Source organism: Deinococcus alpinitundrae (genome assembly GCF_009982895.1).
Lineage (GTDB): Bacteria > Deinococcota > Deinococci > Deinococcales > Deinococcaceae > Deinococcus > Deinococcus alpinitundrae.
Map to the genome: position 1 here is coordinate 20,879 of NZ_WXZL01000005.1, position 12,887 is coordinate 33,765.

Below are 12,887 nucleotides of genomic sequence, written 5' to 3' on the forward strand. Positions count from 1 at the left end.
TGACAAAACGGGCGCGGGCCACTGCCCTGAGCCTTAGCTTGGAGAGCTGCTTAGCTTTCCTGACTGCCCAGATATGCGCTCGTCACCGCCGGATCGTCCGCGAGTTGCTGGGCCGGGCCGCTGAGTTTCACGTCGCCGGTTTCCAGAACATACCCGTGATCGCTGCACGCCAACGCCGCCCGCGCATTCTGCTCGACCAGCAGCACGGTGACGCCGCTCGCGCGCAGCGACTCCACGATCTTGAAGATTTCCCGCACGATAATCGGCGCCAGGCCCAGGCTCGGTTCGTCGAGCATCAGCAGTTTGGGGGCCGTCATCAGTGCTCGGCCAATCGCCAGCATCTGCTGCTCGCCGCCCGACAGCGTTCCGGCAAGTTGTTTGCGGCGCTCCAGCAGCCTTGGAAAGCGGGCATAGATATTCTCCAGATCGGTTCCCACCTGACTGCGGCTGCGGCGCGAGTACGAGCCGAGCAGCAGATTGTCGGCCACCGTCATCGAGCCGAACAGCTCGCGCTTTTCCGGCACCATCACCAGCCCCCGGCGCACCCGCTCCTCCACACTGAGACTGGAGAGCGCTTCGCCCTGGTAAAGGGCCGTGCCGCGCGAGGGCAGCACGCCCGCCAGCGCCGAGAGCAGGGTGGTCTTGCCCGCGCCGTTGGGACCGATCACGCTGACGATCTGGCCCGCGCCGACTTCCAGCGAAACGCCGTGCAGGGCCTCGACCCGGCCATAGTTGACGTGCAGGTCTTGTACAGAAAGCAGGCTCACGCCGCGCCGCCCAGGTACGCCTCGCGCACGGCGGGGTGCTGCTGAATCTCGCGGGGCGTGCCCTCGGCCAGCTTCTCGCCGTAGTTCATGACCACCAATCGGTCGACCACATTCATCACCAGGTCCATATCGTGCTCGACGATCAGGATAGTGACGCCCTCGCCCTGCAACTTGCGCAGCAGCGCCGCGAGTTCGCGCTTTTCACCCAACCGCAGGCCCGCCGCCGGTTCGTCGAGCAGCAGCAGGGTGGGGTCGGCCACCAGCGCCCGCGCGATTTCCAGAATGCGCTGCTGGCCCAGCGGCAGATTGCCCGCCAGCTCGAACACATCGCCGAGGCCCACCCTCGTCAGTTGCTCGGCGGCGGCGTGTTGCAGGGCCGCTTCCTCGCTTCTTTCCAGGTGCAGCAGACTGCGGGTCACGCCAGCGTGGGCGCGGGTGTAGCCGCCCATCATGGCGTTGCCGAGGAGGGTCATCTCCGGAAAGAGTTTGACGTGCTGAAAGGTGCGCGCCATGCCCAGGCGGGCGATCTGACGCGAGGCGAAGCGCGAGATATCCTGGCCGCGCAGGGTGATGTGCCCGGCAGTCGGCGGCAGTACCCCGGAGATGACGTTGAAGAGGGTGGATTTGCCCGCGCCGTTGGGACCGATCAACCCCAGGATTTCACCGGAGTTGAGGCTGAACGACACCCCGTTGACCGCCTTGAGGCCGCCGAAATGCTTGGAGACGCCTTCGAGCCGTAGTAGTTCCTCGCCGGAAGCGGGTTTGGTGTGAATGGGCAGGCGCTCGGTGCCGGGCATCAACGTTTGCGAGGGCCTGGGCAAGATGCGCTCCAGCAACGGCCACAGCCCTTCGCGGGCCACCTGAAGCATCAGAATGACTAGAATGCCGAACACGGGCGTCACGAAGTCGCCGGACTGGCCCAGCAGTTTGGGCAACAGGTTTTGCAACTGGTCGCGCAGCAAGGTGATCAGGCCCGCGCCCAGAATTGCCCCGCCCACCGAGCCGGAGCCGCCGACCACCGCCATGAACAGAAATTCGATGCCCTGTGAGAGGCCGAACGGTGTGGGGTTGATGAACCCCTGCCCGTGCGCGTAGAGCCAGCCCGCCAGCGCCGCCAGCACCGCCGAGAGCAGGAAGGTCTGCACCCGCAGGACGTAGGTGTTGACCCCGAAGCTCTCGGCCACCGTGACGCCGCCGCGCAAGGCCCGCATGGCCCGCCCGGTGCGGCTCTGTAATAAGTTTTGAGTGACCCAGGCGCACAGCGCCAGCACGGCCCAGACCAGCCAGTAAAAGCGGCTGGGCGTGTTGAGGGCCATGCCGAACAGCGAGATCGGCGGCACACCCGTGAGGCCGGTAAAGCCGCCGGTAAACGGCGCGTTGCCGAAGGTGTAGTACAGGCTCAGACCCCAGGCGATCGTCGCCAGTGGAAGAAAGTGGCCCTGCATCCGCAGCGTGATGGCCCCCAGAATCAGCGCCACCACTCCCGTGACGACCACCGCCGCGAATAGGGTCAGCCAGGGCGAGAGGCCGAACCGGAGGCACAGCACCGCGCTGGTGTACGCCCCCACACCCATGAAGGCCGCCTGGCCGAAGCTGGTGCTGCCCGCCACGCCCGTCAGCAGCACCAGGCCGAGCGCCACCAGCGCGTAAATGCCCACGTTGCCGAGCAGGGTTAGATAGAAGGTGGGCAGCAGGAAGGGCAGCAGGGCGATGACGGCGAAGAAGGCCAGCGCGAGCCACGTCCGAGAACCGAGCTTCATTCCTCTTCCTCGGCGTGGCGGGTGGTGAGCGACCGCCACAGCAGCACCGGCAGAATCAGCCCGAACACGATGACTTCCTTCCAGGCGCTGAAACTGAACGAGGCGAAGCTCTCCAGCAGGCCCACCAGCAGCGCGCCGAGGGCCGCCACCGGATACGACACCAGCCCGCCCACGATGGCCCCCACGAAGCCCTTGAGGCCGATCAGAAAGCCGCTGTCGTAACTGAGTGGCGTGCTGGGGCCGATGAGCAGGCCGCTGAGCGCCCCAATTGCGGCGGCCAGTGTGAAGCTGACATACCCGGCCCGCACCGGGCTGATGCCGCTGAGCCGCGCGCCCAGCCGATTGACGGCGGTGGCCCGCAGCGCCTTGCCCGCCAGGGTACGGTCAAAGAAGAAATAGAGGGCCAGCATCAGCACGGCACTGACCAGAATGGTGACCAGGCTCTGGGCGCTGAGTTGCACCTGCCCCAGCGTGATCTGCCCCTCGGCGAAGGCAGGCGTGCGCGAGCCTTCCGCCCCAAAAAACGCCAACCCCAGCCCGCTGAGAATCAGGTGCAGGCTGACGGCGGCGATCAAGAGCACCAGGGTGCTGGCTTCCCGCAGCGGCATGAAGGTCAGTCGGTAGGTCATCGGCCCCAGCGGCACCACCAGCAACAGGGTGAGCAGCACTTGCAATGGCAGGGCTAGCTTGAGCGGCGCAAGCCAGGTCAGCAGCGCCCACAGCCCTGCGCTGATGCCGAGCGCCGACAGCAGCACCATTCCGGCCCGGCGGCCCTGGCCCTGCCGAAGTTGTGAAATGCCCTCCACCACCGCGCTGATCGCCAGCAGCGCCAGCACCAGCCACAGCGTGCCCGGCACCTTGCCGAGCTGCAAACTCGCCAGTGTCAGCGCCCCGAACGAGACGAATTCACCCTGCGCCACAAAGATGACCCGCGTGACGGCAAAGACCAGCACCAGCGCCAGGCTGAGAAGGGCGTACACCGCGCCGTTGGTCAGGCCGTCAGCGGCGAGAACGGGGAAGATGGCGGGGTCGAACAGCTGGGCTAAGTCCAAGGTAGGTGGCCTCCGGGTGTGGGGTGGGGCGGAGTGGTGGCTTCAGCAAATTCAAACTCAAAAAAAGGGCGGCCCGCAAGCCGCCTCTGTGTGACACCACCTTACTTCAGCAGTTTCCAGGTGCCGTCTTGCACGACCACCATCACGCGCGAGCGGGCGTCAAGGCCCAGGTGGTTGGTGGCCGACAGATTGAAGATGCCGTGCGCGCCGATCACGTTGCGGGTGCCCTCGATGGCGGCTCTCAGCCCTTCGCGGAACTCCGCCGTGCCGGGCTTGCCGACCTTGAGTGCCCTGGGAATGGCCTTTTGCAAGATCAGCCCGGCGTCGTACATATGCCCCCCGAAGGTGCTGACCGAGTCCTTGCCGTAGATGGCCTCGTACTGGTTGACATAGCTCAGGCCGACTTTCTTGTTGGGGTTGGTGTCGGGCAGCTGATCGGCCACCAGAATCGGGCCAGCCGGTAAGATCGCGCCCTCCACGTCCTTGCCGCCCACGCGCAGGAAGTCGGGGTTGGCAACGCCGTGCGTCTGGTAGATCTTGCCCGCGTAGCCCCGGTCACGCAGCGCCTTTTGCGGCAGCACCCCCGGCACGCCCGAAGCGCCGATCAGCACGGCGTCGGGCTTGGCGGCAGCCACCTTGAGGGCCTGGGCGGTGACGCTGGTGTCGGTGCGGTTGTAGCGCTCGGACCCCACGATCTTGATGCCCTTGGCGGCAGCATTCTTCTGCAACTCGGCAAACCAGCCCTCGCCGTAGGCGTCGTTGAAGCCGATGTAGCCCACCGTCTTGATGCCGTTCTTGGCCATGTGATCCACGATGGCGGCGGCCATGATGGCGTCGGTCTGCGGCGTCTTAAAGACCCAGCGCTTCTTGGTGTCCACGGGCGCGATGATGCCCTCCGAGGCGGCCAGGCTGATCATCGGCACCTTGGCCTGCGCCACCACGTCGATCATGGCGAGGCTTGCGGGCGTGGTCGTGGTGCCCAGAATCAAATCGACCTTGTTGTCCTGAATCAGCTTGCGGGTGTCGGTGACGGCGGTGGTGGTGTCGGAGGCGTCGTCGAGAATGATGTAGGTGATGTCCTGCCCAGCGATCTTCTTGGGCAGCAGGGCCACGGTGTTCTTCTCGGGAATGCCCAGGCTGGCGGCGGGGCCGGTGGCGCTGATCACCACGCCGATGCGGATTTCGGCGCTGGCTGAGCTGAGCAGCAGGGCGGTCAGGGAAAACAGCAGGGTACGTTTCATGAATCTCCTTGAGGATCGAAGCTACGGCGGGGAAGGATCTGCCCGCCGCTGGATTGTGGATGGTCGGAGTATAGCCTAACGGGTGTTAGGGCGTGCAGCCGGGAGCCGGGTGGATCGCCCTCAGCGCACCTCCAGCTCGCCGTCTTTGACGCCCACCGTCGCCTTGCCGCCGCCGCTGAGGCGCCCGAACAGCAGTTCGTCGGCCAGCGGGCGCTTGAGTTTGTCCTCGATGACGCGAGCGAGCGGACGCGCGCCCATTGAGGGATCGTAGCCGAGTTTGGCGAGCAGGGCGCGGGCGGCGGGGGTGACGGTCAGCGACACGCCACGCTCACTGAGCTGGGCGTCCAATTCCTTCAGGAACTTGTCGACCACCTGCGCCATCACGGGTTCGGACAGCGGCGAGAAGGCGATCACCGCGTCGAGCCGGTTGCGAAATTCTGGCGCGAACATCCGCTTGACCGCTTCCAGCATCTCGCCCTGGCGGCTGACCTTGCTGAAGCCCAGGCCGGGCCGTGAAGCGCCTTCGGCCCCAGCGTTGGTGGTAAACAGCACCATCAGGCCGCGCCCGTCGATCTTCTTCCCGGCGTGGTCGGTGAGGGTGCCGTGGTCGAGCAGTTGCAAGAACAGGTTGTACACGTCCGGATGGGCCTTCTCGATCTCGTCGAGCAGGAGCACGGCGTTGGGTTGCCGGGCAATCGCGTCGGTCAAGAGTCCCCCCTGATCGAAGCCCACGTAGCCGGGCGGGGCACCGATGAGGCGGGCCACCGTGTGCGCTTCCTGGTACTCGCTCATGTCGAACCGCAGCAGCTCCACGCCCAGCCGCTCGGCCAGCGCACGGGCCAGCTCGGTCTTGCCCACCCCGGTCGGCCCGGCGAACAGAAAGGCCCCCTGCGGTTTGCGCGCATCGCGCAGCCCGGCGCGGGCCAGCTTGACGGCGCTCGACAGGGCCTTCACGGCGGCGTCCTGGCCGTAGACGCGCGTGCCCAGGTCGGCCTCCAGGGTGGCGAGCGACTGCACTTCCTCAGCCCTGACCTGACCCACCGGCACGCGGGCGATGCGGGCCACCGTCGCCTCGATGTCGGCCTCGCTGATCTCGCCACCCTCGCCACGCACCGACCTCGCCGCGCCCGCCTCGTCGATCACGTCGATGGCCTTGTCGGGCAGAAAGCGGTCGCGGATATAGCGCGCCGAGAGCTTCACGGCAGCGTCCAGCGCGGCGGGGCTGTAGGTCACGTGATGATGCTCGGCGTAGCGGCTTTGCAGGCCGCGCAGAATGCCGAGCGCGTCTTCCTCGCTCGGCTCCGGCACGTCCACCACCCCGAAGCGCCGCCACAGAGCCCGGTCCTTTTCCAGGTGGCGCAGCTCCTGCGGCGTGGTCGCGCCCAGCACCCGCAGCTTGCCGCGCCCCAGAGCGGGCTTGAGCAGGTTGGCCGCGTCCATGCTGCCGCCCTCGGTGGCCCCGGCCCCGACCAGGGTGTGCAACTCGTCGATAAACAGCACGCTGTTCTGGCCTTCCAGGGCCTTCAGCACGGCCTTGAGGCGCTGCTCGAAGTCGCCCCGGTAGCGGGTTCCGGCGATCAAGGCCCCCATGTCCAGAGCGTAGATGCGTGCTCCCTTCAGGAAGCCGGGGGCCTCGCCGCCCACCACATGCTGCGCTAGCGCCTCGGCCAGGGCGGTTTTGCCCACGCCCGGCTCGCCCACCAGCACCGGGTTGTTCTTGGTGCGGCGGGCCAGAATGTGCAGCATCCGGGTGAGTTCGTCTGCACGGCCAATCACCGGGTCGAGCGCGTTATCCTCGGCCTGCTGCGTGAGGTCGGCGGTGTAGGCGGCCAGCGGGTCCTGGGCAGCCTCGGTGTCGGGAGCCGTGCCCTCGGTGCCCGCGACCTCCCTCTCGTCATTGCCACCATGACTGACGTATTCCAGCAGCGAGAGCCGGGTCACGCCCTGGGCTTCCAGCGCGGCGCGCGCGAAGCTGTCGGGCTGCTCCATCAATTCGATCAACACCAGGTCGCCGGTCACGGCCTCATTGCCCTTGCCACTGGCGTGGCGCTGAAGCAGGGCGTCTTGCACCACCTCCTGCACCGTGAAGGTCAGTTCGGGGGGTTCGTCCACCGTATCGAAAGTTTCCAGCACCACGTCCAGGTCGCGTTTCAAGCGGGCCAGGTCGGTGCCGCTGGCGTTCAGGGCGGGCCGGGCGTCAGGGTCGTCGGTGAGGGCGTAGAGCAGGTGCTCGAGCGTCACGTATTCGTGGCCGCGCTCCCCAGCGAGGTCGGCGGCGCGCTGGACGGTGTCTCGGAACTGTTCGGCAATCATGGGGTGGCCCTCGTAGACAAAATGAATGGCAGTGTGAATGGGACGCTCACGCGCTCGGCTCCGGCTCGGCCACCACCCGCAGCGGATAGCCCTCGCGGCGGGCGTGCTGGGTCACCTGGGCGACCTTGGTTTCGGCCACCTCGCGGGTATAGACCCCGGCCACACCCTGCCCCTTGCGGTGAACGGCCAGCATGATGGTCTCGGCGTCGGCAGCCGATTTGCGAAAGTAGCGGCCCAGCACCATCACCACGAATTCCATCGGCGTGTAGTCGTCGTTGAGCAGCAGCACCCGGTAGAGGCGCGGGCGCGTGGTCTGGGTGCGCTCCAGAATCTGGGTGTTGGCGGCGGGATCGGTGGGCGTGCGGCGGGTCACACCTTCATGCTAGCGCCGGGTGCGCAGCGTGAAAGAGCAGCGGTGATGGATTGGGCGCGGGCGACGCCGCAGCCTGACCGCGCCCGGCCACGTCCCGGGTGGTCCAGCAAGCTGACGTCTCCATGAGAATTTCCCTGCCCATCCTTGGGGCGCGGCGTCAGTTCGGCGTCAGTGCACAGGCTCACACTGCGGGCATGAAAAAGACCCTGATCTCCGCTGCCGCCCTCGGCCTCTCGCTCGGCCTGCTCAGCGCGCCCGCCCACGCCACGCCCAAGATCAGTGCCCAGAGCATCATCGTCAACCCGGTTCCGGCCTCGGTTTCGGTGCAGGTCTGGACCGACCGTGACAGCTCCGGCGCGCAGACCCCCAACTACGTGCCCGGCGATAAGATCCGTCTCTACACCCGCGTCAGCCGCGACGCCTACGTCTACCTGTTCAACGTGGACCCCAACGGCCAGGTCGACATGATCTTGCCCAACCGCTATGCGGGCGGCGCGAACTTCGTCAAGGCCAACACCGTCAAGGTGTTCCCGGCGGCAGGCGATCAGTTCACCTTCGACATCGCCGCGCCCTACGGCCTCAACAAGGTCCTGGCGCTGGCCAGCCTGACCCCGCTCAACACCTCCTCGATCGCCAGCTTCACCAACAGCCAGAGCAACTTCGCGGTGAGCAACGTGCAGGGCCAGCAGCAGCTCGCCCAGGCGCTCTCGATCGTGGTCAACCCGGTCCAGAGCCCGATTCCGCAGAACAGCTGGATCACCGACGTGGCCTTCTACAACGTGGCCTATGGCAACAGCGGCACGGCCCCGGTCTACAACAGCGCTCCAGTGACGACGCTGCCCACCTGGAACTATCAGCCGCAGTGGCGCTCGCAGTTCGAGAGCCAGCAGACGGTGGCCCAGGTCTACATCACCTACGCCAACGAGCTGCAACGCCGGGGCTACAAGCTGGTCAACCGCGACGAGCTCGGCAACACCGTCAACGCCCGCTTTCAGGGCAGCGACAACGCCCAGCTGATCATCACCGTGCGCGGCGGCAAGTTCGACGTGCAGATCATTCGCCGCTGAGCGGACTGACTTACCGCGCCCGCCACCAGCCGCTGCTGGGGCGGGCGCTTTTTACGGCTTCTGCCGGTCCACGATCAGGCCGCCGCCGAGTTCCAGGTGGTGCGTCAGGCCGGGCGGCGCGTCCTCCTGGCGGTGGGCGATCACCAGCAGGTGCGTGCCAAGCGCCATCATCTCGCCCAGCAGGGTCAGCACCCCGCTGCGGGTGGCTGCGTCCAGAAAATCCAGCCCCTCGTCCAGCAGCAGCAGCCGGGGGCGGTGAACCAGCGCGCGGCCCAGCAGCAGCCGCCGCAACTGGCCCTGCGAGAGCGTGTCGGCGGGGCGCGTCAGCAGATCGCTGGCCCCGAGCCGGGCGGCCAGCGCCTCGACCTGCTGGTGCTGCTCGTCCGTCAGTGGGTGGGCAAAGCCCTCGGTGCCGCCGAAGGCCGAGCCGACGACGTCCAGGCCGCGCCAGCCACGCCGCTGGCGAATGGCGATCTCGGCTCCGATCAGGCCGATGTGGCGCTGACGCTCGCTGAGTAGGTCACGCCTCAGAAAGGGTCGGCTGACCCGGCCCCCCAGCGCCGGGTGAAACTCCCCGGCCACCAGCCGGGCGAAGGTGCTCTTGCCGGAGCCGTTCTCGCCGGTGACCAGCCAGTGCTGGCCCTCCCGCCAGGTCCAGTCGACGGGGCCGAGGGCATGATGGCCGTTGCGGTAGACCTCGGCCTGATCGAGCTGTACCAGCACCTGTCCGGCGGGTGCGGACGCGCTCAGCTTGAAGTGGGCCGGGTGATGGGCGGGTACGGGCGGCGGCACATCCGCAGTCAGCCGTCCGGCCTCAATGCGGGCATGCCGCCAGCTCAGCTTCGGGGCTTCCTCGGGGCGGTGGGTTACCAGCACCAGCGCCGTGCCCTGGGCCACCAGCGTTTCCAGGACGCCGCGCAGCTCCTTGCGGGCCAGCACGCTCAGGCCGTCGGTGAATTCGTCGAGCAGCAGCGCCACCGGGCGGGGCATCAGGGCGCGGCCCAGCAGGGCGCGGCGGCGCTGGCCGTGGCTGAGCGTGCGGAAATCGCGCTCCAGCAGGTGCTGCAAGCCGAGCTGCTCCGCAACCTCAGCCAGCCGGTCCAGCGCCTCGGGTGCGGCCTCCCACAGCCGGAGGGTGTCGCCGGAAAAGCCTGAGAGCAGCACGTCCGAGACCGTTTGTACCCAGTCGCGGGTCAGGTAGAAGGTTTCCTGCTCGGGCGACACCAGTGCCAGCGCCCGCATGGCCCGCACCGCCGACGAACGCGGCTGGCCGTCCAGCACATAACGGCGCGTGCCGCGCGTGGGCGAGAGTTCGCCGCGCAGCAGCTTGAGAAAGGTGCTCTTGCCGCCGCCGTTGGGGCCGGAAATCAGCCAGGCCTCACCGGGCCTGAGCCGGAACGTGACGCCTTCGAGCGGCGGCAGCCCGCGCCCGGTGGAAACGCCACTCAGCTCGGCCAGCGGCTCAGCCGGGACGGTCTGTTGTGGCTGGAGTGCCCAGCTGCTCACCGGTTCTCCGCGCGAATCTGCACCGTCACCCGGTCGAGCACCCGCACGCCGTCGGGCAATATCAGCGGCGGCTGGCTGCTGAACGACCCATTGCGGTAGAGGACGGTGGCGGTGACGCTGCCGATGCTGGAGAGTAGTTCCGGCGGCCCGACCAGCCGCACGGTGGCGGGTTCGATGTTCGACGACAGCACCCGTAGATTGCCGGGTGGGGCGCTCAGCTTCACCGGCACGCTGCGAATCGGCAGGCTGCCGCTGTCGATGCGGGCCACCGTGGTGCTGGCCGGACTCAGGCGTACCTGGACCGGCTGGCCCTGGGCGTTGAGGGCGATCAAGCGGGTTTCGAGCTGGTCACCCTGGGCCAGCGTCACCGGCACCGTCACGACCCGCGCCACGCTATCGACGACCTGACTCGGCCCGCTGATGGTCACCTGGCGCGGCGAGAGCACGTACCTGGGCACGCTGTCGCCGGGCGGGGCCGTCACGCTCAGGATGATCGGCTGGCTGCGGCTGAGTTCGGCGTCGATGCGGCCCTGCGCCACAGTGGGCACCACCTTGATGCTGCGGGTCCCGTCGGGGCCGACCACCCGCACGGTGCGGCTGAATTCGCCGTCGGGCAGATCGGTCACGTCCACATATGCGCCGATGTCGCTGGCATTGAGCGCGCTGAGGCGCTGGCGGCTGCCGCTCAGGGTCACCCGCACGCTGGCCGGGTTGAGGCCGTCGATGGCCCGCTTTTCCTGGCCCCCGGTGGTGTCGCGCACGTCGAGCGCCACGTCGTAACTCTGCTGGATGTTGGCGCGGCGGTCCTCGGTGGCGACGAACCACAGAATGAAGGCCAGCAGCAGCGCCAGAAACTTCTGCGGCAGGTTGTGCAGCAGGCGCTGCCACCAGTAGCGCACGGCCCGCGCCGGACGGCTGGGCGGCGTGTGGTCGGCGGGCGGCTCCGGCAGGGACGGACCAGGGCGGCTCACTCGTACACCAGTTCGCGCAGGCGGTCGCGCAGCTCTGCGCCGGTCAAATCGGCACTCAGCCGCCCGCCGGTCGCCAGCCGGATGCTGCCGCGCTCCTCGCTGACCACCAGCACCACCGCGTCGGTGAGTTCCGACAGCCCGATGGCGGCGCGGTGGCGGGTGCCGTAGCGCCGGTAGATGCCGTCACTGGCCTGCAGGGGAAAGAGGCAGGCGGCGGCCATTACCCGGCCCGACTGCACGACCATGCCGCCGTCGTGCAGCGGCGCGTTGCGGGCGAACAGCGCCTCGATAAACGGCGCACTGATCTGGGCATCGAGCTTGACCCCGGTGGCGGCGTACTCGCCCAGCGGCGTGCGGCGCTCGATGGCGATCAGTGCTCCCGTCTTGCGCTCGGCCATGCGCTCCATCGCCCGCGAGATGTCTTGCAGGGCCGCGCTGCTGCCGGGGTCGCGCACGCGGGTGCGCCCGATCTGCTCCAGGGCAGCGCGCAACTCCGGCTGAAACACCACCACCAGCGCGAACAATCCCACCGGGGCGATGCGGCCCAGGAGAGAATTGAGCGCCGTCAGTTGCAGGAAGTTCGAGACCCCCCAGGCCAGCACGAACACGCCCACACCGCGCAGCACGTTCACGGCGCGGGTGCCGCTGAGCAGCATGTAGCCCTGGTAAAACAGGGTCGCCACCAGCAGGATGTCGAGGAGGTCTTTGAGAGATGAGGTGAGCAGCACAGTTGAGACCTTGTGAGACCTTTCCGCCGCCCCAGAACGGACTTATCGGGCGGCCCTCACTATACGGGTCCGGGGTCTGAGAAGGCTGGCGGGCGGCGAAGACGTGTCAGCCACAGCCGGGCGGGGGTCTGGGCAAAGCCCAGCGCGTCGTTGATGGCGATCATCGGAGCATTGGTGGCGTCGTTTTCGGTTCGGACGCGTCGGTAGCCGCGCTTTTTCGCCTCCGTCAGGGCCGTCAGTTTGAGGGCCAGCGCCAGGCCCCGGCGGCGGTGGGCGCGGGCGGTGGCGGTCAGTCCGGTGCTGAGCACTTCCGGCAGCGCAGCGACGGTTTGCAGCTGCGAGAGGCCCGCCAACTCGCCGTCCCTGACGGCCACGAACCACAGCGAGGGGTCGTGGGTGGGGTCGGCGCGAATCCGCTCCCAGTAGCGTTCCGGCGTGGGAAAGTCGAACACCTCGTCGGCGGGGCGCGGCGTGTCCTGGCTGGCCTCACGGTCAAAAGCGTAGAGCCGCCCTTCCTGAGTGGGGCCACTCCATTCGGCGAAGGTCATCAGCGTATAGCCCTGCGCCTGGACTCGGTTGACGGCGGCGTCGAAAGCGCTCAGGTCGGCGTCGGCCAGTGACAAGACAGCCACGCGCTCGCGCTGCTCTTCGGTAAAACCGCGCTCGCTCAGGAAACGTCTGGCCCGCGTCTCGTCCTCCCGCACCGAGGCGAACAGCTTGACGGCGTCCAGCGCCCGCAGCTCCGACTCCAGCTTCTCCCAGAGCCGTTTGCCGATTCCCTGGCCCTGATGGTCGCGGCCCACCTGCACGTTCACCAGGAACTTCTGCGGGTGAAACATCCACTCCTGCTGGGTGTACAGGCCCTGCCCGGCGGGTTGGCCGTCCACCTCGGCGATGAAGCGGTGCTGGATCAAATCGGCGCGGCGGGTCTCGTCCTGGCGCTGCAAGTCGGCCAGCGTGGTCGGCTCGCCGGGAAAGAGGGCGTTGTGCAGCGCCGCCCGGAACGGCAGGTCGGCGGGTGTCGCCGGGCGCAGATTGAAGGTCATGGTTCAGTCTGAGGCGGGCAGGGCGCACGGCGCATCGGCAGCCTGACTTAGACGCTGGGCTGA

11 protein-coding genes are annotated in these 12,887 nt (G+C 67.8%); 1 reads left to right on the top strand and 10 read right to left on the bottom strand.

Annotated elements, in window-relative coordinates; translation table 11 throughout:
- Nucleotides 1-50: 50 nt before the first annotated feature.
- The 6 genes from GUI70_RS05905 to clpS all read right to left on the bottom strand — a co-directional run bounded on the left by GUI70_RS05905 (nucleotide 51) and on the right by clpS (nucleotide 7,506).
- Nucleotides 51-767, bottom strand: coding sequence for an ABC transporter ATP-binding protein (locus GUI70_RS05905; protein WP_161881393.1), 717 nt, complete (start codon nucleotides 765-767; stop codon nucleotides 51-53).
- The gene (locus GUI70_RS05910) at nucleotides 764-2,527 is read right to left on the bottom strand and encodes a branched-chain amino acid ABC transporter ATP-binding protein/permease (protein ID WP_161881394.1); all 1,764 of its coding nucleotides are present in this window, start codon (nucleotides 2,525-2,527) and stop codon (nucleotides 764-766) included. The genes GUI70_RS05905 and GUI70_RS05910 overlap by 4 nt, the downstream gene beginning before the upstream one ends.
- Nucleotides 2,524-3,579: a branched-chain amino acid ABC transporter permease gene (locus GUI70_RS05915; protein WP_237724728.1), complete on the bottom strand. Its 1,056-nt coding sequence runs from the start codon at nucleotides 3,577-3,579 to the stop codon at nucleotides 2,524-2,526. The genes GUI70_RS05910 and GUI70_RS05915 overlap by 4 nt, the downstream gene beginning before the upstream one ends.
- Before the next feature lie 101 nt (nucleotides 3,580-3,680).
- Complete coding sequence (locus GUI70_RS05920; protein WP_161881395.1) at nucleotides 3,681-4,820, bottom strand: ABC transporter substrate-binding protein; 1,140 nt, start codon at nucleotides 4,818-4,820, stop codon at nucleotides 3,681-3,683.
- Nucleotides 4,821-4,940: 120 nt separating this feature from the next.
- Nucleotides 4,941-7,133 carry an AAA family ATPase gene (locus GUI70_RS05925; protein ID WP_161881396.1) on the bottom strand — a complete coding sequence of 731 codons (2,193 nt, stop codon included), beginning with the start codon at nucleotides 7,131-7,133 and terminating at the stop codon, nucleotides 4,941-4,943.
- 46 nt (nucleotides 7,134-7,179) lie between these two features.
- A complete protein-coding gene (gene clpS, locus GUI70_RS05930; RefSeq protein ID WP_161881397.1) occupies nucleotides 7,180-7,506 on the bottom strand; it encodes an ATP-dependent Clp protease adapter ClpS in 327 nt (108 codons plus the stop codon).
- Nucleotides 7,507-7,700: 194 nt separating this feature from the next.
- On the opposite strand from clpS, the gene GUI70_RS05935 reads away from it, so the two are divergent.
- Nucleotides 7,701-8,573 carry a DUF4384 domain-containing protein gene (locus GUI70_RS05935; protein ID WP_161881398.1) on the top strand — a complete coding sequence of 291 codons (873 nt, stop codon included), beginning with the start codon at nucleotides 7,701-7,703 and terminating at the stop codon, nucleotides 8,571-8,573.
- A 51-nt stretch (nucleotides 8,574-8,624) separates the two neighbouring features.
- Here GUI70_RS05935 and GUI70_RS05940 read toward each other — a convergent pair whose 3' ends face one another.
- Genes GUI70_RS05940 through GUI70_RS05955 form a run of 4 tightly spaced genes read right to left on the bottom strand, consistent with a single transcriptional unit; the run spans nucleotide 8,625 to nucleotide 12,824 of the window.
- Nucleotides 8,625-10,079, bottom strand: coding sequence for an ATP-binding cassette domain-containing protein (locus GUI70_RS05940; RefSeq protein ID WP_237724729.1), 1,455 nt, complete (start codon nucleotides 10,077-10,079; stop codon nucleotides 8,625-8,627).
- On the bottom strand, nucleotides 10,076-11,050 hold the full coding sequence (locus tag GUI70_RS05945) for a CdaR family protein (RefSeq protein WP_237724730.1): 975 nt from the start codon (nucleotides 11,048-11,050) through the stop codon (nucleotides 10,076-10,078). Before GUI70_RS05945 ends, GUI70_RS05940 begins: the two co-directional genes overlap by 4 nt.
- The gene (cdaA, locus tag GUI70_RS05950; protein WP_161881399.1) at nucleotides 11,047-11,778 is read right to left on the bottom strand and encodes a diadenylate cyclase CdaA; all 732 of its coding nucleotides are present in this window, start codon (nucleotides 11,776-11,778) and stop codon (nucleotides 11,047-11,049) included. The genes GUI70_RS05945 and cdaA overlap by 4 nt, the downstream gene beginning before the upstream one ends.
- 59 nt (nucleotides 11,779-11,837) lie before the next feature.
- The gene (locus tag GUI70_RS05955) at nucleotides 11,838-12,824 is read right to left on the bottom strand and encodes a GNAT family N-acetyltransferase (protein WP_161881400.1); all 987 of its coding nucleotides are present in this window, start codon (nucleotides 12,822-12,824) and stop codon (nucleotides 11,838-11,840) included.
- Nucleotides 12,825-12,887 lie beyond the last annotated feature (63 nt).